Source organism: Streptomyces meridianus, assembly GCF_023703325.1.
Classification (GTDB): Bacteria; Actinomycetota; Actinomycetes; order Streptomycetales; family Streptomycetaceae; genus Streptomyces; species Streptomyces meridianus.
On sequence record NZ_JAMQGM010000044.1, the window covers coordinates 14,249 to 33,829 of the forward strand.

The following is a 19,581-nucleotide window of genomic DNA, read 5'->3' on the forward strand; positions in this document are numbered from 1 at the left end:
GGCGGCGCCGAGTGCGCGGTGCACCGTCCTGGGGGCTCATCCGGCAGACCTCCGAGATGTGAACGCAGCAGCAGCGAAAGACAGAACCGACCCTGCGACCAACGACAGCGCGGCAAGACCAGCGTGCTTCCACATGGCCGGCAGATCACGAGTCGTCACAACGGGATCCGGCGGGAGACCGTAGACCTCCGGCTCGTCCAGCAGCAGGAAGAAGGCGCCGTCGCCGCCGACACCGTCCTCCGGGTCGTGCCCGTAGAGCCGGGCGTCCTCCACGCCGGCCCGGTGCAACTCATCGACCCGCAGCGCGGCGCGCTCGCGCAGTTCGTCGAGTGGTCCGAACTGGATGGACTCCGTCGGGCAGGCCTTGGCGCAGGCGGGTTCCTGGCCGGCGCCGAGCCGGTCATAGCACATGGTGCACTTGAACACCCGGCCGTCGTCCTTGCGCTGCTCGATGACCCCGTACGGGCAGGCGGGCACGCAGTACCCGCACCCGTTGCAGATGTCCTCCTGCACCACGACCGTGCCGAATTCGGTGCGGAACAGCGAGCCCGTGGGGCACACGTCGAGGCAGGCGGCGTGCGTGCAGTGCTTGCACACGTCGGACGACATCAGCCAGCGCAGCTCCGTGCGTCCTTCGGGCTCAGGTGATTTCGCCGCAGGAGCGTCCTGCTCGATGAAGGCCACGTGACGCCAGGTGGAAGCGCCCAGCCCCTCGCTGTTGTCGTAAGACATGCCGGTCAGCGACATGCCGTCCTCAGGAATCGCGTTCCACTCCTTGCACGCGACCTCACACGCCTTGCAGCCGATGCAGACCGACGTGTCCGTGAAGAAGCCGACACGCGGCGGATGCCCGTCATGGCCGGCATCTCCCGCAGGGTCGTGCTGCGGACCGGACAGCTGGCGATGAATGTCGGTCATGTGGCAGCCCCCGTACCGGTCGTCTCGCTGATGCCCGCACGTTCGCGGTAGGACGCGACAAGCCGCGGCAGGTCGGGACCGCGCGGCCGCCGCCCGGGGCGGATATCGGCCGAGAGCGCCTTGTCCTCCTGGATGTGGGCGTTCGGATCGAGGGCGATGGCCACGAGCTCATTGACGGCGTCGCCCGGCGCGTGGCCGTTGGGGCCCCAGTGGAAGGGCAGGCCGATCTGGTGGACGGTCCGGCCGTGCACGGTCAGCGGCTTGCTGCGTCCGGTGACCATGACGCGGGCTTCGATGGCGTTGCGCGCGGTGATGATGGTCGCCCAGCCGGTGTGCTCCAGGCCGCGCTCGGCGGCGAGTTCGGGCGAGACCTCGCAGAACAGTTCGGGTTGCAGCTCGGAGAGGTAGGGCGACCACCGGCTCATACCACCGGCGGTGAAGTGCTCGGTGAGGCGGTGGGTGGTGACGACGTAGGGGAAGACGTCCGCGCCCGGCTCGTCCCCGCTGGGGTGGTAGCGGTTGCCCTCCCGTGAGTAGAGCTGCCGGGCCGGAGAACGCGGCCGGTCGGGGTACAGCACACTCGGAAACGGCGAGTCCTGCGGCTCGTAGTGCGTGGGCATCGGGCCGTCGACCATACCCGCGGGCGCATACAGCCAGCCCTTGCCGTCGGCCTGCATGATGAACGGGTCGTCACCACGCAGCGCGTCCGTGCCGATCGCGTCGTCGTCGGGCACGTAGGAGGGGGCGCGGTCCGGGATGAAGTCGGGCACGTCCCGGCCCGTCCAGCGGTTGTCCGTCTCGTCCCACCACACGTACGCCTTGCGTTCGCTCCACGGTGTGCCGTCGGGGGCGGCGGAGGCGCGGTTGTAGAGGATACGGCGGTTGGCCGGCCATGCCCAGGCCCACTCGGAGGCCACCCAGTCCTGCTCGGTGTGCGGCTTGCGGCGGGCCGCCTGGTTGACCCCGTCGGCGTAGACACCGCAATAGATCCAGCAGCCGCACGAGGTGGAGCCGTCCGCGCGCAGCTCGGTGTACGCGCTGAGCGGGGCGCCGTCGGGACCGCGCCCGTTGATCTCGGCCAGGACCGCCTCGGCGCTCGGCTCGTCCAGCGGCCCCTCCACCGGGTAGTCCCAGGCGAGGTCCAGGATCGCGCGGTCGGCGGGGTCGGTGGAGCCGTGCAGCTTCTCCCTGATACGCCGCCCCAGGTGGTAGGTGAACCACAGGTCGCTGCGCGCGTCACCCTGCGGTTCGATCGCGGCGTGATGCCACTGCAGCCACCGGTTGGTGTTGGTGAACGAGCCGGACTTCTCGGTGTGGGAGGCGGCGGGGAAGAAGAACACCTCCGTGGCGATGTCCTCGGTGCGCAGCTCGCCCGTCTCGATCTCGGGGCCGTCCTGCCACCAGGTCGCCGACTCGATGAGGGAGAAGTCCCGCACGACCAGCCAGTCCAGGTTGGCCATGCCCAGGCGCTGCAGCCGGGTGTTCGCGGATCCGACAGCCGGGTTCTCCCCCATCAGGAAGTAGCCCTTGCAGACACCCTCGAGCTGGGCGATGACGGTGTCGTAGGTGGAGTGGGAACCGGTGAGCCGAGGAAGGTGGTCGAAACAGAAGCCGTTCTCGGGGGTGGCAGCGTCACCGTAGTAGGCCTTGAGCAGACTGACGAAGTAGGCGTCCATGTGGTGCCAGAAGCCCTTGCGGGTGCGGTTGGCAGCGATGAACGTGGCAAAGTCCTGTTCCGCCTGGGCATGCGGCATCGGCAGATAACCCGGCAACAGGTTGAACAGGGTGGGGATGTCACTGGAGCCCTGGATGCTGGCGTGGCCGCGCAGTGCCTGGATACCGCCACCGGTCCGGCCGATGTTGCCCAGGAGAAGCTGCAGGACGCTCGCGGCGCGGATGTACTGGGCGCCGACCGTGTGCTGCGTCCAGCCGACCGCATAGACGAAGGCGCTGGTGCGCTCCCGCCCGGAGTTCGACGTCAGTGCGTCGCACACCTCGAGAAACGTCCGACGCGGGACACCGCACGTCGTCTCGACGAACTCGGGGGTGTATCGGGCGTAGTGGCGCTTGAGGATCTGGTACACGCACCGGGGGTGCTGCAGCGTCTCGTCACGCCGGGCGCCCGGGTCCGCGTACGGCCCGCCGGATCCGTGGGTCTCGGGACGGCCGGTGGATGCGAGGTCGCCGGGGTCACTCGTGGTGCCGGATTCCCTCGCCTGTTCGTCGGGGTCGCCTGCGGGTGCCCGTACGGTGCTTCCCTCGTACTGCCAGCTGACCGTGTCGTACTGGTGAGACTCTTCGTCGAAGCCGGAGAAGATGCCGTCCAGGTCCTCGGTGTCCCGGAAGTCCTCGCTGACGATGGTGGCGGCGTTGGTGTAGGCGAGGACGTACTCGCGGAAGTCCTTCTCCTCGGTCAGGACGTGGTTGATGATGCCGCCGAGGAAGGCGATGTCGCTGCCGGCACGGATGGGCACGTGACGGTCGGCCAGGGCGCTGGTGCGGGTGAAGCGGGGATCGACGTGGATGATCCGTGCGCCCCGGGCCTTCGCTTCCATCACCCACTGGAAGCCGACGGGGTGGGCCTCGGCATAGTTGGATCCCTGGATGACGATGCAGTCCGAGTGCTGCAAGTCCTGCATGAACGTGGTGGCGCCGCCGCGTCCGAACGAGGTACCAAGACCCGCCACCGTCGAGCTGTGGCAGACCCGGGCCTGATTTTCGACCTGTACCACTCCCAGCCCGGTCAAGAGCTTCTTGATGAGGTAGTTCTCCTCGTTGTCGAGAGTCGCCCCGCCGAGGCTGGCGATACCCATCGTCCGCGCCGTGCGGGCTCCCTCGTGCTCCCACTCCCAGGTCTCCCGGCGAGTTCTGATCACCCGGTCGGCGACCATGTCCATGGCCGTGTCGAGGTCCAGACGCTGCCACTCGTGACCGTGCGGCGGCCGGTAGAGCACCTGGTGACGGCGGGCCGAGCCTGTCGTCAGCTGCAGGGTCGCCGAGCCCTTGGGACACAACCGGCCCCGGCTCACGGGCGAGTCGTCATCACCCTCGATCTGCACGACCCGCTCGTCCTTGACATAGACATTCTGACCGCACCCCACAGCGCAATAAGGACAAACAGACTTCACCACCCGATCAGCGGTGGCGGTTCGCGGGGTGAGGGTTTCGGACGCCGGTGACTTCGCGGCAGCTCCTCTGCCCAGCCGGTCCCGTCCGGTGATCTGCCGGTATGCCGGCCAGCTCTCGAAGCGCTCCCTCATGCCCATACGAGTCTCCCCGGACGTCGTTGTCGGCCCGTCGGGAGGCGAGTGCCCGATGGCGCGCCTTTCATGCACCTGTCCAGGCGGACGGGTGCATACAGGCGGGGCGACGGGGAACTCGTCCGGCCGGTTCTCCACCCGACACCGCCGCTGCTGCCGGGCCGGGCCCGTCCGCCGTGCGCTGCCGCGCCGGCCGCGTGAGCGTCATGGCCGGACGGATTCGCGGGTTGCCGATCCTCCGGTTTGCCAGGCATCGAGAAGTCGGTCCTCCAGGCGTCCTTCGAGCCACACCGTCGCGTCGATGCCGAAGAGAACGTCGGAGGCGAGGTGCGGTTCGTCCTCGAGCAGTCCGTCGATGACTTCGTGCCGCACGAGTTGCTCGTGCACGGCGTCCGCCTCCACGTGCTCGGTGTAGAAGTGCACGGCCGCCGGGCCGGCGTTCAGTCTGGTCATCGCGTCCGCCAGCCTGCGTGAGGCCGGGGAGGAAGTGATCTCCACGGTGGCGAAGTGTCCGACGAGCGCGCCGCGCAGCGAACGGTGCAGTCCCAGCAGGGACATCAGATTGACGGTGGCCAAGGTCTCCGCGGTTGCCGCCTCCAGGTAGCGGCCGTACGAGGAGTCGATCCCGAGGTCCTCCATGAGCCGGGCGAACAGCCGGGCGTGTACGCGGTCGGCACGTCCGGCTCCGAATTCGTCGTACTCGACGGCCATCATGCCCGCCTTGGCCCGGTTCCGGATCCGCGGAATCACCCAGACATGCGGGTCGGCCTCTTTCAGGTGGTACAGGGACCGTAGCGCTGCGTATTCCCTCAGCTGCCAGGTCTCACCCTCGTCCCGCAGGAATCGCGAGACTCCCGTTCCGCCCACGGGCACCGTCAGCAGATCTTCGAGCGCCGTGGAGAGATCGGGATGCCGGGGGACGTCGTCGCGCAGGGCCTCGAGGAATCTGCGTTCGAGAGAGTGCCGCAGGCGCAGCAGCTCCGGGTCCCATTCCCAGTTCGCATCGACGCCGTCGAAGCCGCGGTAGTGCAGTTCGTAGCAGAGGTAGAGCGCGAGTTGGAGGTCGTCTCCGTACGGGTGGGTGCGGGGGCCTGCGGATGCCTCGATCCGTCGGCCGGTACCCGGTCGCCGGCCCAGGTGGTCGATCACCGTGGCGGAGAGGTCTCCGCGGGCTCGGGGCAGTCGCATCGGCTTCCTCCGGTCGGGTACTGCGCATGGAGTACCCGGTGACCATTCGTCGAAGCGCTGCTTCGGGCCCGGTTGCTCACGACCGAGTGGTTGAGCATGCTGGTGCTCTGACCGCGTAGGTTCGCCGGGTTGGCGGTGACGTCCGGTGCGATGCCTGGGCCGTGTTCTGTCACTCCTTGGAAAATCTCGCGGGCCGCTGTCGATCCGGCCACGTCCCGTTCGACGTGATGGTGTGCGGCGCATCGCCACACGATGACGCGACAGGACGGACGAGGACACAAGTGGATCAACTGCTGAGAGTCATGAACTTCAACGTCTCAAGTGACGGAATCGGTGCCGGTGAGCACCAGAGTCTCGAGCGGCCGTTCGGTCAGGATCATCCCGAGAGGCTGTTCGCCTGGGCCGGCGCCACGGCGAGCTGGCCCATGCGCACGGATCCTGGGGGGAGCCGGGGCCTCGACGACTACTTCACGCGGGATTTCGCACGCAACATCGGTGCCGAGATCATGGGCCGCAACAAGTTCGGGCCCCAGCGCGGGCCCTGGCAGGACCATGAGTGGCTCGGATGGTGGGGAGAGGAGCCCCCGTTCCGCACGCCGGTGTTCGTCATGACCCACCACAAGCGTCCGTCGTTCAAGCTCTCCGACACCACGTTCCACTTCGTCGACGGCAGCCCGGCCGAGGTCCTCGAACGGGCGCGGGAAGCGGCGCAGGGCAAAGATGTCCGGCTCGGCGGTGGGGTTACCACCATCCGGCAGTTCCTTGATGCTGACCTCGTCGACACCCTGCATGTGGCGGTCTCGCCGGTAAAGCTCGGGTCTGGGCTGCGCCTCTGGGAGTCGCCCGACGAGTTGCTCGACCGGTTCCACCTGGAGGTCGCGCCCAGCTCGAGTGGCGTGAGGCACCACCTGTTCTGGCGAAGGTGACGCGAGGGCACATTCGAGTTCAGGCTGCGGCTGCTGCGAGGGGGGGGGCGTCCGCCTCAGCGGATGCCCTTCTCGCTGCGGATACGGGCGCGTTCCTTGCGGCACCCGATTGGCGGCACTAGGGGAGCATGTCAGCGCGCAGATCCTGCAGGAGGCGGGTCAGAAGTCGTGAGATGTGCATCTGGGAGTAGCCGAGTTCGGTGCCGATTTCAGCCTGGGTCATGTCCTGCCCGAAGCGCAGCTCCAGGATGGCCCGCTCCCGCTCGTCGAGGTCTTCCAGGAGTGGCTTGAGCGCATGGAGATCCTCGACAGTGTCCAATCGGCTGTCCCGTTCGCCGAAGGTCTCGCCGTAGCTGTGATGCGAACTGACGCTGCTGCTGTCGGCGTCCTCGTTCTGGGTGAGGTCCAGCGATCCGGCGGTGTGCCGTTGCCGGCGACGAGGCCTTCGCGTACCTCTTCCTCGCCCAGCTGCAGGTGATCGGCGAGCTCGCCGGTGGAGGGCTCACGTCGCAGCTCCCGGGGACTTCGCTGCTCCTGGCCAGCTGGATGCGGAGTTCCTGCAGCCGCCTGGGGACGTGGACAGCCCACGTCGTGTCGCGGAAGTAGCGCTTTATCTCACCGGTGATGCAGGGACGGCGAAGCTGTTGAACTCCACTTCGCGGGACACGTCGAAACGGTCGATGGCCTTGATCAGTCCGATCATGCCGGCCTGGCGCATGTCCTCGCGCTCTCGTGTGTGGCTGTGGAAGCGGCGGCAGGCGAAGGTCACCAAGGCCATGTTCAGTTCGATCAGTGTGTTGCGTACCTGCTGGTGTTCGCTCGTGCCTTCTTCCAGGATCGCGAAGCGGTTGAAGAACGTCTTCGACAGCCTGCGCGCATCTCGCGGGGCGATCCGTTCCGCATGCTCGATCCGGGGAAGCGGCTCAGCGGGGTCGGTGTGAATGTGCACGTCTGCATGGTCGATCGTCGAGGTGCTCATAGGGCCCCCTTCGATTCCGGTCGGTCCCCCGAGGGCATTACGGCTCGCCTACCCGTGGGGCCCAGGGCACACAGGACTTTCCGCGGCATTCATGAACGGCTCTCTTGTTCGGCTCCTCCACTCGTTGAGGGAGTGGCCCGGGCGGCCTCCCGAGGCGGCGTCGCCTCGGGAGGCCGCCCCTGCTCATCGAGGAGCGGGTGGGCTCTGCGGTCTTCGGTGCCATGGGCGAAAGCGGGTTGCCGCCACGTTGCTCTGCCTTCTCGGGCGTCTACCGGTCGGGGCGTTCTTTTCCGGCGGGGCGGTGTGGTCCTGTCACCAACTCCCGCACTTTGGCCTTGAGTCCCTGTTTGACCACACCCTTGCGTTCGGGGTCACCCTTGATCAGGGACTTGGCGGTGGCCTCCATCTGCTCCCAGGTCGCGTGTGGCGGGATCGGGGGTACGGAGGGGTCGGTGATGAATTCCACGACCGCCGGTCCTGGGGCGGTCAAGGCCTCCCGCCATGCCGGTTCCACGTCGTCCGGCTTCTCGACCCGGATGCCGGTCAGGCCGAGCTGGGCGGCGAAGGCCGCGTACGACACGTCGGGGAGCGTCTGGGACGGGGTGAACTGAGGGGCTCCACCCATTGCCCGCATCTCCCAGGTCACCTGGTTCAGGTCCCGGTTGTTGAACACACCGATGACGAGACGCGGGTCGTCCCAGTCGTCACTGTAGCGGGCTGCGGTGATCAGTTCGGCCATGCCGTTCATCTGCATCGCGCCGTCACCGACGAGTGCGACCACCGGCCGGTCCGGGTGGGCGAACTTCGCTCCGATCGCGTACGGCACGGCGCAGCCCATCGTCGCCAGGGTTCCGGACAGTGACCCGCGTATGCCGTCGCGGAAGCGAATGTGCCGTGCGTACCAGTTCGTAGCGGAACCGGAGTCCGCGGTGAGGATCGTGTTGTCGGGCAGCAGCGGGCTCAGGGCGTGCGCCACATACTCGGGGTTGACCGGGTCGGCCGATGTTTCGGCCCGGCGTCGCGTCACGTCCTTCCAGCGCGTGACGGAGGCACAGATGCTGTCGTGCCAGGCGCGGTCCTTGTTGCGGTGCAGCAGCGGCAGCAGTTTGCGCAGGGTTGCCGCGGCGTCGCCGACGAGGTTCACCTCGTAGGGGTAACGCATCCCGATCATGTGCGGGTCGATGTCGATCTGGACGGCGCGGGCGTCGCCGAAGTCGGGCAGGAACTGGGAGTAGGGGAAGCTGGAGCCGATGGTCAGGAGTGTGTCGCAGTCCCGCATCAGTTCGTAGGAGGGGCGGGAGCCCAGCAGTCCGATCGGTCCGGTGACGTTGGGGAGTTCGTCGGGGAGGACGTCCATGCCGAGCAGGGCCTTGGCGATGCCGGCGCCGAGTGTGTCTGCGACCTCGATGACCTCGGCCTGTGCACCGGCGGCGCCTTGGCCGACCAGGACGGCGGTCCTGGTGCCGGCGTTGAGCACGTCGGCGGCGCGCTCGAGCGACTCGTCCGAGGGCGCGGACTCCCAGCCGCTGCGGTCGATGCTGGATGGGACCATCTTGAAGGCGTGGGACGGCGGGGTGTAGGTGAGGTCCTGCACGTCGGCAGGGATGATGACGGCCGTGGGTGCGCGGCGCGCGTAGGCAGTGCGGATGGCCCGGTCCAGGACGTTGGGCAGTTGTTCGGGGACCGTGACGGTCTCGAGAAAGTCGGATGCCACGTCCTTGAAGAGGGTGTGGAGATCGACTTCCTGCTGGTAGGAGCCTCCCATGGCGGAGCGGTGGGTCTGGCCGACGATTGCCACGACCGGGACGTGGTCGAGTTTGGCGTCGTACAGGCCGTTGAGCAGGTGGATGGCTCCGGGCCCGGAAGTGGCGGCGCAGACGCCGACACGGCCGCTGAACTTGGCATAGCCGACGGCTTGGAAGGCAGCCATCTCCTCGTGACGTGCCTGGATGAACCTCGGTTGGTTGTCGGCGCGGCCCCAGGCGGCCAGCAGCCCGTTGATGCCGTCACCGGGGTAGCCGAAGACGTCGGTGACTTCCCACTGGCGCAGCCGGGCGAGAATGTGGTCGGCAACGGTCTCGGTCATCGAACGAAATCTCCTTTCAGACCGTCAGCTGCGGCAGGACGTCGGTGCGGTGGGCGTCGACGAAACCGCGCTGGTCGGGACCTGTCCGGCCGATGTGGGCCGGTCGGACCCCGTTCCGGTGCAGGCATGGGGTGCGGCCTCCTTGCATATGGGGATCGTCACCGCACGGCACGGCGTCGGCGGCATGCTCCGGGGAGAGAGGTGGGGAGGCTTGCTGGAAGTGCCGTGGGGTGGGCATGTCGTGTCCGTGCCACCGCCGCTCTTGCAGGAGAGGGTGACGCTTTCCTCGTCCGGTGCCAGGGCGGGGGCGGTCGGCGCTGATGTGTCCGGTCGGTTCGGTGGCGGCCGGCCCCGAAGCCTGAGAGGGCGACGGGTGCCGACTCGTCGGGGAGGACCCTGCGGAGGCATGCGCCTCCGCGCGGTGCAGTGGTTGCCACGACGGTCGACCGCACGTCCGGTGAACAGTTGTCCCATCACCGTGACGGCCTCTTCCGGCCTCTCCGGGCATACGCCGTCATCCGTCATTCGAAGACCACCTCCACCGGGCCGCGTTCCTGGTGGCTCGGGTAACCGGGCCCGGCGGGAGGAAACACGTCGCTGGTGAGACGGCAAGTGCACCACACCCGCGGCAGGGCTGTGTCGGCGTGCTTCGTCCTTGCCGGGGACAGGGGGCGGCAGGTCCCGCGAGGCCCTGCCGCGCCGCTGCAGGCGGATATCGCCGCCGCCGGTGGGCCGGATGCCGTGCGCCGCGATCACGTCGCGTCCTGCACGCTCCCGCACACGCAGTCCGGTCCCCAGTCACGGAGACAGCGGTTCACGCCGGGCCGCGGACGCTGGTGGGCGTGGGAGGCGGGCCGTCATCACGCACACAGGTCCGGTGCGGCGGGAAACTCACCGACAGCTCGCCGAACAGCACGGAGGGTACCGGGTGCCACTGGAGCTCTCGGATCGCTTGGCCCCGTCCCTGCTCGCCGGTCCGCGTCACGACCTGGGACTCGTTCGCGGCGTGCAGCACAGTCCACCGCTTCGTGGTGCGCCTTCAGCCCCCGGCGTCGCCCCGCCATGGGCCCCTGCTGCCGCAGGACATCGAACCCGGCCGTCAGGACAGGTGCACCACCAGCGTCGAACGGCCGTCGGCGGAACCTGCCTCGGCGACGGCCTGCTGACCGCGGGCGGTGGTGACGATCCGGTACGCCACCGGCTTCCCGTCGAGCGTCACCGAACCGACCTTCGCCCCGGCGGGCAGCACGTGCCCGATGGTCAGGGCCGAGTCCAGGCCGTGCCGGGTGACGGCCGTGGTGAGCGTCTTGCCCGAGCGGGTCGCGCGGACGTCGACCGCGCCCTTGGCCAGCCGGATGTTGCTGCCGGCCACGCGCTGCCGGCCCTCCGGCACCTGCGGGACTACCGAGAGCGTGTCGCGTCCCATGTCGGGCGCCACTCCGAGCTGGTGGTGGACGACCGGCCACAGCACGCCGTAGGCACCCCAGGCCTGCAGCACCATCGAGCGTTCCGTGAGATGGCGGTCGATGTTCGGGGTGAAGTCGGGACTCGGCGCGATCTCCGGCATCGCCCCCGGCATCTCCCACACCCCCGGGTCGAGCTGGATCCGGGCATTAGCCGTGGTGTATCGCTGCTGCTCGCCTCGCCCCAGCCGGCCGTAGTTGCCCTCGGCCACCGCCATGATCCCCGTATTGAGGGAGAACGCCGAACGCTCGCTCTGCACACCGGAGACCGCGCTGTCGCACGAGGGGCCCTTGTTCCCGCCCTCCGCCGACGTCGGCCCCGTTCCGGTGTGGAAGAGTCCGAACTCACCGGAATAGCAGTTCTGTTGACGCTTCGCCAGAGCGGCCCTGCCGTGACCGGCCGGGGCCAGGGGCACAGTGGGTTCGCCCGGGCGGACCAATTCCGCGTCCATGGGGGTCACGCCGATCCAGTGCCGCTGGAGGATGGGAACGTTCGACGGGTTCTCCAGCGAGTCCCCGTACTGGTCGGTGTCCCCGCCGGCCCACCAGGTCCTGTCGAACTTCCTCTCCAGATTCTCGGCGCGTTCCGTCGCCCAGGCGGCGGTCTTGGAGTCGTCCTTGCTGCGCGCCATGTCCGCGAGGTCGCGGAAGCCGCGGATCGTGTACACGGCGTTGTCCAGCTTCTCCGGACCCATGCCCGGCCGCTCGACGTTACCGGTGCCCTCGGGCCATCCGTCGCTGTCGTCGTCGAGCGTGCGGTCGATGAAACGCATGTTCCGCACGCTGAAGTCGTACAGGTCGTCGCGGAAGGCCTCGTCGCCGGTCCACCGCCACACCAGGGCGACGGCGCTCGGGAACTTCGCGGTCTCGTCGGTGTTCCCGGGGTCGTCGTTGGCGCCGTAGTAGACCGAGCCGTCGGGCGTCATCTCGTGGATGACCTTTCCGCTGCGGTCGTTGATGACTTCGCTGACGTCGCGCAGCGAGCGCAGATGCCCCTTGATGTCGCGGAACTGTCCCATGGCAACACTGGCGAAAGCGGTGTACTCGCCGTCGGTGCCGAACAGCCAGGGGTAGTCCGGCCAGCCCGCGCCGAGCCAGCGGGCCGAAGGCAGGGTGCCGCTCGGCTCCGGGTACTGCTTGCCCTCGCGGGTGCTGCGCAGGCGCAGGTCACGGGACTCCTGCGCGGAGTCGGCGAGGTTCTGCTTCGACCACTCCACGCTGCGCTGGAGCAGCCTGTCGCCGGGGAGGTCGACGGACGTGCGACCCGATATCGCGCGCCGCTTCCCGATCTTGTCCTTCAGCAGTCCGAGCGGATCGGCCAGTGCCTTGTCGTACTGGGCTCGTGCCTCCGCCGGGCCGTTGTCCGAGCCCGCCACGGCGAACCACAGGGTCATGGGTGCGTCGGCGTCGAGTGTGACGCGGTAGGTCATCCGCCCGCCGGTGCCCTTGCCGAACGAGCTGTCGTCGCACGTGGCCGGCTTGTCGCCCTCGGCCGGGCAGATGGCAGGGTCGCTCTGCGGGCCGCGGAAGTCGGAGCCCAGTTTGTGCGTGGTTGCCGGCATCCTGGCACCGACGAGGGCCGCGTAGTCGTGCGGGGCGGCGTTGGGTACGTCCGGTGTTCCCGTTTCGCGGAAGGCGAGCGCCTTTCCGTCGAAGCTGGAGCTGTCGGGGAGGTTGAACTCCGACTGGCCGGGCGCGGTCCAGCCCCAGGGGTAGGCGTTCATCAGTTCCGAGTGGGCGTCGAGGGACAGTGTCACCTCGCTGTCCTTCTGCGCGGTGAGCGTGAGCCCGACCAGTCCGGCGCGCAGGCCGTCCGGTGCGAAGTCGGTGCGGCTGGCGTCGATACCGCCGGTCGGGGCGTAGTCGATGCGGTTGTAGCCCCATCCGGAGGTGAACCGGGTGGCCTCGGCCTGCTTTCCCAGCCATGCGTCGTCCAGCCCGAACCACATGCCGTCGAGCAGCTTGATCGGCTGGGTCCACATGCCGCCCATCTCGCCCGTGGTGTGCCAGCCGGCGGCGGGGTAGAGACCGTCCTCGGTGCCCATCGAGGAGAAGCGGTCCCCGACGGTGAGCGACCGCCGGTCGGGCAGCCGTTTGGTCTCGGACTGCTCGGGCGAGCGCGGCAGCGAGCCCTTCGTCGCGGCCGGATCGGGCTGGGCGGCGGCGGGAGGGGCGAGGCCGCCCGCCAGGAGCATGCCGACTGCCGCCATCAGAAGTGCGATCCGTGGCCGCATACTGCACCTCGCCGGATTCATCGTCCATCCGTCGGTCCAACCGGATTCATCGGGGTGCGACGGAATTCAACGTACGAACGTGTGGGCGACGACAGTCAACTCGTGCGCACAGGCGTGCGTCAATCGTGCGGTACGGACCTCTTGTGATCCGCCTCGTGCAGACGTGACTGCGCAGCGCCGGGGCACGGCGGCGTGTTGATGGTCCGGTGCGCCGGTTTGCTCCGGTCGTTCGCCCGCTGTCGGCGGCAGCGAGCCGTGCGACGGCTCAGCGGGGCAGCCGTGGCGGCGGCCAGGCCGCCCAGGCGCCGGCGTCCGCGAAGGGGCCCGCACGCATCTCGAGCATCGCGACGGCCCGCTCCCGGGCGGCTCTGACGGCCCGGCCCTCGTCGTCACTGACGACTCCGAGCCGTCGCACGTGCGCGTACTCGTCTTGATCCTTCCACCGCGGCTGTTCAGGTCGGGAGCGATGACCAGGTCCACGACCAGGTCCAAGGTGTCGAATCCGAGCCCGGTGCGGCGGGCGGGATGCTCGAAGTTCACGTACCAGCACTGCAGTCGGTGCGCACCGCCGGTACCGATGGCGAAGAAGGCGTTGATGCTGAACCAGACGTCCTGCGGCTTCCACTGCAGGAGCTCGGTTTCCTGCCACGCACCGGCGTGAAGTCGTCTATCGCCTCCGGAGTCACCTGCGCCATCGCCGCCGGCAACGGCAACTTCCTGGGCATGCCGCAGAACGCCTGCAACGCGCCCGCGGCCCCACCCGCAACCGGCAGTCGCCGACCGGAGCGTCACACCTGATCCCCGGGGACCCGCCGGGACGGGTTCCCGCCGCCGTCCAACCTCTGCTACTGATAGGTAACCAAGCGGTCGGCCGGGCCGCGGGGAGAGGGGCAAGGCATGAGTGCATCGTCCGGGGAAACCGCCTTCTACGTGCGGACGGACGCGGACCGCTACGCGCCGACAGCGTTCACGCGCGGGCCCTGGGACGCCGCGTCGCAGCACGCGGGTCCGCCCGCCGCGCTCCTCGGCCGGTCCGTGGAACGACGGCCGGACGGGCGGGACGACATGCGCCTGGCCCGGATCACCTACGAGATCCTGCGACCCGTCCCGATCCGGCCGCTGGAGATCTCGGTCGAGGTCGTACGGGCGGGCCGGGGCACCGAGTTGCTGGAGGCCTCGCTGACCCCCGAGGGCGGCGAGGCGGTGATGCGGGCCCGTGCGCTGCGCATCCGCCGGACCGCGGAGTCCGTCCCCGAGGTGCTGGAAGGGCCTGCGGTCCTGCCGTGGCAGGATTCGGCCGAGCTGCCGTTCTTCGACGTGCCGTGGGACGTGGGCTATCACACGGCGATGGAACTGCGCTTCGCCGCCGGTTCCTTCACCGAGCGCGGGCCGGCGACCTGCTGGATGCGGCCGAGGGTCCCGCTGGTCGCCGGGGAGGAGACCGGGGCGCTGGAGCGGGTTCTGGTGGCCGCGGACTCCGGCAACGGGATCAGCAGTGAACTGGACTTCCGCACGCACGTCTTCGTCAATCCCGACCTGACGGTTCACCTTCACCGGCATCCGATCGGCGAATGGGTGTGCGTCCAGGCCAGGACCAGTATCGACACCGCCGGAATCGGAACCGCGGACGCCTCGCTGCACGACGAGAAGGGGCCGATCGGGCGGAGCGTGCAGAGTCTGTTCGTCGCGGCGCGGTAGCAGGGGCACCGAGGACCGGGACCGGCTCCCGGCGCATTCCCGCCCCACCGGCTCGCCCGTCGAACTCCCGGACGGGCCGTCGTGGTCGACCGTGAGCGCGGTGGTTCCCGGGAACCACTGACGGCCCGGGCGCGAACGTCAGACGCATACACGGGCCCCGGGCCGACGGACGCCGGGCGGTCCCGCAGTGCAGCCCGCCCGGCGTTGGTTTCCGCTCAGCGGCCTCCTGCAATCTTCCGGCTGCGCTGCTCCGTGCCGGGACCGCCGTACGGATAGTCGGCCGCCCCCGGATCACTGACCGCGTCCAGCCGCTCCCGCTCCTTCTCGGACAGGTGCAGGCCGGCCGCGCCGAGGTTGTCGTCGAGCTGCTCGACGGTCCGTGCCCCGAGAATGACCGACGTCACGGAGGGCCGGTCGACCAGCCAGGCCAGCGCGACCTGCGCCGGCGTCGTACCGCGTTCCCCGGCGACCGCGTGCACTTCGTCCACGACGGCCCAGGTGCGTTCCACCCTGCTCCGCCGGTCGTAGGCCTCCACACCGCGCTCCGGGTTCTCGCCGAGCCGGGTCGCGCCGACGGGCCGCTCGTCCCGCCGGTACTTACCGGTCAGCCAACCTCCGCCCAGCGGGCTCCACGGCAGCAGGCCCAGGCCTTCGGATGCGCAGGCCGGCACGATCTCCCACTCGATCTCCCGGGCCAGCAGGTTGTACTGCGGCTGAAGGGTCACCGGCCTGCTGAGTCCCCGGAAGTCGGCTATGTCGACGGCCTTCTGCACCTGCCAGCCGGTGAAGTTCGACAAACCCACGTAGTGGATCTTCCCCTGGCGCACGGCGTCGTCGAGGAAGCGCAGCGTCTCCTCCATCGGCGTCAACGGGTCCCAGGCGTGGACCTGGTAGAGGTCGACGGTCTCCACGCCGAGCCGCCGCAGGGACGCGTTCAGTGCACGGTCGAGATGGCGACGCGAGAGGCCCACGTCGTTGGGGGCGGTGCCCATGGGGAACCGGCCCTTGGTGGCGATGGTCACCCGGTCGCGCACATCGGCCGGACGGTCGGCGAGCCAGCGTCCGATGATCTCCTCGGACACCCCGGCGTTGTAGACGTCAGCGGTGTCGACGAGGGTCCCGCCGGCCTCGACGAAACGGTCGAGCTGGGCGTGCGCGGTGGCTTCGTCGGTTTCGTTGCCGAACGTCATCGTTCCGAGCGTGAGGGCCGAGACGCTGCAACCGCTGCGTCCCAGTGTGCGGTACTCCACTGTTGCCACTCCTGGTGTCGTCGATCTGTTGCGCTGCCGGGCGGGGCCCGGCAGCGGTGTCCATGCTGCTTGCGGACCCGGCCGATCGTCCACATCAGAGAGGTCACGCATACGGGCGAAGGCATCGAAGCGTCACGGATCGTGCGGTCGTCTCCGTCGCGGGCCGACGTCATTGCGTCGGGGAGCCGCCGTCGTCGGAGCCCCTGTTCACCGCGGCCGGCAGCGCCCCGGCCCGCAGGACCTGGTGACGATAGTCGCGGGGAGCGATGCCGTACGCGGCGCGGAAGGCCCGGCTGAACTCGGCTGGCCGGGGGAAGCCCCACCGGGCGGCCACGGCGTGGATGGGGACAGCGAGCAGGTCGACGTTGGCGAGGTCGTGGCAGATCCGCTCCAGACGCCGGGTCCGGATCCATGCCGCGACGGTGACGCCGTCCTCGTGGAAGATGCGGTGCAGGTAGCTCAAGGAGATGTGGTGTGCGGCGGCGACCGTGCTCGGGGAGAGCGCGGGGTCGTGCAGGTTCTGCTGGACGAAGGCCTTCATACGCAGCAGCAGTGTCCGGTGACGGCTTTCCGGTTGCAGGCACCCTTCCGCCTCGAGCGTTTGCGCCCAGACGGCGGCGAACAGGTCGGTCAGGACCGTGCCCAGCCGGGGCGCGTCGCCGGGCTGATAGGTGCCCGCGTCCGCGGCCAGGCGGAGGAGGAACTGCGTGAGGAGGGCTCCGATGCCTTCACGTCCGGACATCGGCAGACCGACGACGCGTTCCGCCCGACCGCGGGGCAGCGGAAGCACGCTCTTGGGAACTTCGACGCCGATCGTCCTGAGGAGCCGCTCCGGACCGGACCCGTCGGACCAGATGTCGTAGGGGCGCGAGGAGTGGTTGTTGTGCAGGTCGTACGGGCCGAGGGAGCGCTGATGCCCGCCCCAGCTGACCACGCCGGTGCCCTGCAGCACGAGCGAGATGTGGTAGGTCTCCGGATCGGACTGCCGGATGAGTTTGGGCGTCCGCCGCCACGTCACCGGCCGGAACGTGGCCGGCCACACTGCCACAGGGCCGAGTTGGATGCAGCGCACATGGGCGGTGAAGTCGACGGCGTGGTCGGTCGTCAGATCCAGGGGGCATGCGTGTCACTCATCAGTTCGCGCCACAGATCGAAGCGGTCCTCGGCATCGACGTCCTCGCTCCGGTACACCGTCTCGGCCAGCATGTCACTCCCCCTGTGCCCTCGCGAAAGGCGCGGGGAAAGGATAAGCGGCCATGGGCCCCGTGACACCGGGTATGACGTGAAGGCGATGTTCGTTGCAGGTGCGTGGAGGTCCTCTCAGCCCTCGTGCAGCTGCGTCCAGGAACAGGGCTCCACCAGCAGGTCGTCGATCGTGCCCCGCCCGTCGGTCTGGTGAGCCCAGGCTTCCAGCAACTGGCTGACGACGGCGCGGGCGGTGAGCCGGAACTCCGCGCGGTGCACCTCCTGCTGGGCGAGACGGTTGATCTGCCGGGTGTGTGCGTGCACGGCGAGCAGTTGGGTGATCAGCGGAGAGAAGGCCGTCGGCATGGCTTCCACCGAGGCGCAGGGTGGCACGACCACCGTGTCCGAGGTGCTTCTGCGGCGCCGGGGGGAAAAGCGGTGCCAGTTCACATGCGCTCCTTCCGGGGAGCGCCCCGACGAGAGGCGCGGCGGCGGGCAGGCCGGGCGGCACTACGGGGACGCGCCGGCTTTTCGCGTGCCTCAGGATCCCCGGGTTTTCCCGCGTTGTCCTGTGCACTGCGTGCAGAGTCTCTTGGCCGTCGGTCCACTGCCGGGAGCCGCCGCCGTGGACCGGAGAATCCGGCGAACGGACGGGAACTCCTCTGCTGGGAACGTGCGTTGAGTGGTTGCTGATGCGGCCGTGAACGACCACGGGCGTCAGTCGGCCGGGCCTGGACACCGGCCGCACCGGAACGCCCCTGGTGAAAGAGGGGCCGAGGAGACCGAGAAAAGGGGTCGGACGTGGACGACATCTTCGGCGAGTTCATCGAGGAGATCGTGGAGGAGACGGTGGAGGAGGTCGCCGGTGAGGCGGCCGAGGAGGTCGTCGAGGGGTTCTTCGACTGAACCGAGCCCCCACCCGGGGGAACGCCGGGAGCCCACCCGCCGCGGTGCCCCCGGGCACAGCAGGACGCCGGTGGCCGGTCCGCGCCCGCGGCCGGCCACCGCAACGTTCCGGTCCCCGTTCAGTCCAGCGTGCCGGCCGCTTCCTCGATCACGGCGCGGACCTGCGCCGTGATCGCCAGCCGGTTGGCGACGAACGTGTCGTCGGTGACGTCACCGGTCGCCGGGTCGGTGTTCCCCTCGCCGAACTCCAGGACCGGCGTGTGCAGATGGCCGCCGGGGATGCGCAGGCGCAGCGCGTCACGCAACAGGGTCGCCCGGTAGGCGATCTCGTTGGACAGGTAGTTGCCGCCGCCGCCCGCGCGGGCGACGGAACCCTCGGTGGGGCCGTCCGGCCGGTTGACCGGCTCGCTCTGCCCTGCCGGAATCTCGGTGACGGCCGTGTTGTCGTACACCGGGAAGCGGCCGGTGCCGGCTTCGACGATCTTCTTGTACGGCAGGGAGGTGGTCGTCCACTGCGGCTGGGGGTGGACGGTCGGGAGCCCCTCGGGGACGGGGATCATCTCGGTCAGGGACGCCCGGTTGTTGTCCGGATAGCCGCCGCGCCAGGCGCCGTTGAAACGCTCGACGTCGAACCGGCCGACCCTCCCCTGGCTGATGGTGGTGAACATGTCGGCGTCGCGCGGGCCCTTGCGGAAGTGCGGGAGCAGCGTCTTCTCGACGGTGCCCTGGCCGAAGTCCTCCCAGCGCACCGGGAACACGGCGGTCTCGATGCGGGCCGGGCCGGAGGCGGTGCGGACGGTGACGCCGTCGAGTGCGAGCGCCGCGGCGCCCGAGGGATTGCTGCGGCGGGCGTCCGCGTCGAGCTGGAAGGGGTCGAATCCGGTGAGGACAATCCGCTTCACGTCGTGACCGGCCGGCAGGTCGATCGTGTCCTGGCCGCGCGAGGAGCGTTCGATCCGGTCGATGATGCCCTGGTGTCCGGCGTCGTCCAGGGCGAAGGACGGCTGCCACTGGCGCACGGCCTTGGTCATGCCGAGGCGGGCCCAGTACAGGGGGCGGTCGTCGTCGCGACTGAGGTCGCCGCCCGCCGGGCCGCGTCCCTGGGCCCTGTCCACCGCCCTCCGCCACAGAGCCTTTCCTGCCGTGGTGGCCAGGCGCTGTGCTCCTGCCTCGGTGCGCACGTGTGCGAGTGCCCGGGTGAACAGTGGCGCCACCTGGTCGAAGCCGCTGCGCTGGAGGATCTCCTCCGGGACGGGTCCGGTCAGCCGTTGTTCCTCGACGGTGAGTTCCGCACCCGCGGAGGCCTCCGCCGCCGCGGGGGCGGCCACGGTCAGGGGTGCGCAGGCCGCCATGACGACGCCGATCACGACGAGACGGGTGGGTGGGTGTGGACGCATGGGAGGTCCTTTCGGTCCGGTCGTGTCGGACATCGAGCGGATGGGCGCAACGGTGGATGTTGCTGCGGATCTTTCACAGCGTCAAGGGACC

12 protein-coding genes and 2 pseudogenes are annotated in these 19,581 nt (G+C 69.3%); 3 read left to right on the plus strand and 11 right to left on the minus strand.

The genetic code is table 11. The features are described 5' to 3' along the window. Window positions 1-36 precede the first annotated feature (36 nt). The 3 genes from M1E25_RS20050 to M1E25_RS20060 all read right to left on the minus strand — a co-directional run bounded on the left by M1E25_RS20050 (window position 37) and on the right by M1E25_RS20060 (window position 5,366). Window positions 37-918 carry a 4Fe-4S dicluster domain-containing protein gene (locus M1E25_RS20050; RefSeq protein WP_251417619.1) on the minus strand — a complete coding sequence of 294 codons (882 nt, stop codon included), beginning with the start codon at window positions 916-918 and terminating at the stop codon, window positions 37-39. After that, on the minus strand, window positions 915-4,184 hold the full coding sequence (fdh, locus tag M1E25_RS20055) for a formate dehydrogenase (protein ID WP_251417621.1): 3,270 nt from the start codon (window positions 4,182-4,184) through the stop codon (window positions 915-917). The genes M1E25_RS20050 and fdh overlap by 4 nt, the downstream gene beginning before the upstream one ends. Window positions 4,185-4,382: 198 nt before the next feature. After that, complete coding sequence (locus M1E25_RS20060) at window positions 4,383-5,366, minus strand: iron-containing redox enzyme family protein (RefSeq protein ID WP_251417624.1); 984 nt, start codon at window positions 5,364-5,366, stop codon at window positions 4,383-4,385. A 281-nt stretch (window positions 5,367-5,647) separates the two neighbouring features. Here M1E25_RS20060 and M1E25_RS20065 point away from each other — a divergent pair, with 281 nt between their 5' ends. Next, on the plus strand, window positions 5,648-6,292 hold the full coding sequence (locus M1E25_RS20065) for a dihydrofolate reductase family protein (RefSeq protein WP_251417626.1): 645 nt from the start codon (window positions 5,648-5,650) through the stop codon (window positions 6,290-6,292). 118 nt (window positions 6,293-6,410) lie between these two features. Here the strand turns inward: M1E25_RS20065 and M1E25_RS20070 are convergent. The 4 genes and pseudogenes from M1E25_RS20070 to M1E25_RS26035 form a co-directional block, all read right to left on the minus strand. Then, a pseudogene (locus tag M1E25_RS20070) lies at window positions 6,411-7,271 on the minus strand (SigB/SigF/SigG family RNA polymerase sigma factor). Window positions 7,272-7,539: 268 nt separating this feature from the next. Further along, window positions 7,540-9,357: a thiamine pyrophosphate-requiring protein gene (locus tag M1E25_RS20075; RefSeq protein ID WP_251417628.1), complete on the minus strand. Its 1,818-nt coding sequence runs from the start codon at window positions 9,355-9,357 to the stop codon at window positions 7,540-7,542. A gap of 1,099 nt (window positions 9,358-10,456) precedes the next feature. Further along, complete coding sequence (locus M1E25_RS20080) at window positions 10,457-13,030, minus strand: glucosidase family protein (RefSeq protein WP_251417630.1); 2,574 nt, start codon at window positions 13,028-13,030, stop codon at window positions 10,457-10,459. Window positions 13,031-13,120: 90 nt separating this feature from the next. Beyond that, window positions 13,121-13,684: a DUF402 domain-containing protein gene (locus tag M1E25_RS26035; protein ID WP_251417646.1), complete on the minus strand. Its 564-nt coding sequence runs from the start codon at window positions 13,682-13,684 to the stop codon at window positions 13,121-13,123. On the opposite strand from M1E25_RS26035, the gene M1E25_RS20090 reads away from it, so the two are divergent. Together M1E25_RS20090 and M1E25_RS20095 are read left to right on the plus strand one after the other, a co-directional pair. Further along, window positions 13,580-13,852 carry a hypothetical protein gene (locus M1E25_RS20090; protein ID WP_251417648.1) on the plus strand — a complete coding sequence of 91 codons (273 nt, stop codon included), beginning with the start codon at window positions 13,580-13,582 and terminating at the stop codon, window positions 13,850-13,852. The genes M1E25_RS26035 and M1E25_RS20090 overlap by 105 nt on opposite strands. A gap of 99 nt (window positions 13,853-13,951) precedes the next feature. Beyond that, window positions 13,952-14,752 (plus strand): thioesterase family protein, encoded by an 801-nt coding sequence (locus tag M1E25_RS20095; protein WP_251417633.1) that lies wholly within the window; start codon window positions 13,952-13,954, stop codon window positions 14,750-14,752. 215 nt (window positions 14,753-14,967) lie between these two features. Here the strand turns inward: M1E25_RS20095 and M1E25_RS20100 are convergent, their stop codons facing one another. From M1E25_RS20100 to M1E25_RS20115, 4 genes and pseudogenes are all read right to left on the minus strand, one after another. Then, window positions 14,968-16,002 (minus strand): aldo/keto reductase, encoded by a 1,035-nt coding sequence (locus M1E25_RS20100; RefSeq protein ID WP_372501175.1) that lies wholly within the window; start codon window positions 16,000-16,002, stop codon window positions 14,968-14,970. Window positions 16,003-16,171: 169 nt separating this feature from the next. After that, window positions 16,172-17,208 (minus strand): annotated as a pseudogene (locus M1E25_RS20105) (AraC-like ligand-binding domain-containing protein). Window positions 17,209-17,322: 114 nt separating this feature from the next. After that, window positions 17,323-17,637 carry a hypothetical protein gene (locus M1E25_RS20110; protein ID WP_251417636.1) on the minus strand — a complete coding sequence of 105 codons (315 nt, stop codon included), beginning with the start codon at window positions 17,635-17,637 and terminating at the stop codon, window positions 17,323-17,325. A gap of 575 nt (window positions 17,638-18,212) precedes the next feature. After that, complete coding sequence (locus M1E25_RS20115; protein ID WP_251417639.1) at window positions 18,213-19,490, minus strand: pyroglutamyl-peptidase I; 1,278 nt, start codon at window positions 19,488-19,490, stop codon at window positions 18,213-18,215. Window positions 19,491-19,581 lie beyond the last annotated feature (91 nt).

Coding starts and splice junctions, on each gene's coding strand:
- M1E25_RS20050 (WP_251417619.1), bottom strand. CDS start 918: ATGACCGACATTCATCGCCAGCTGTCCGGTCCGCAGCACGACCCTGCG.
- fdh (WP_251417621.1), bottom strand. CDS start 4,184: ATGGGCATGAGGGAGCGCTTCGAGAGCTGGCCGGCATACCGGCAGATC.
- M1E25_RS20060 (WP_251417624.1), bottom strand. CDS start 5,366: ATGCGACTGCCCCGAGCCCGCGGAGACCTCTCCGCCACGGTGATCGAC.
- M1E25_RS20075 (WP_251417628.1), bottom strand. CDS start 9,357: ATGACCGAGACCGTTGCCGACCACATTCTCGCCCGGCTGCGCCAGTGG.
- M1E25_RS20080 (WP_251417630.1), bottom strand. CDS start 13,030: ATGGCGGCAGTCGGCATGCTCCTGGCGGGCGGCCTCGCCCCTCCCGCC.
- M1E25_RS20090 (WP_251417648.1), top strand. CDS start 13,580: ATGCTCGAAGTTCACGTACCAGCACTGCAGTCGGTGCGCACCGCCGGT.
- M1E25_RS20095 (WP_251417633.1), top strand. CDS start 13,952: ATGAGTGCATCGTCCGGGGAAACCGCCTTCTACGTGCGGACGGACGCG.
- M1E25_RS20115 (WP_251417639.1), bottom strand. CDS start 19,490: ATGCGTCCACACCCACCCACCCGTCTCGTCGTGATCGGCGTCGTCATG.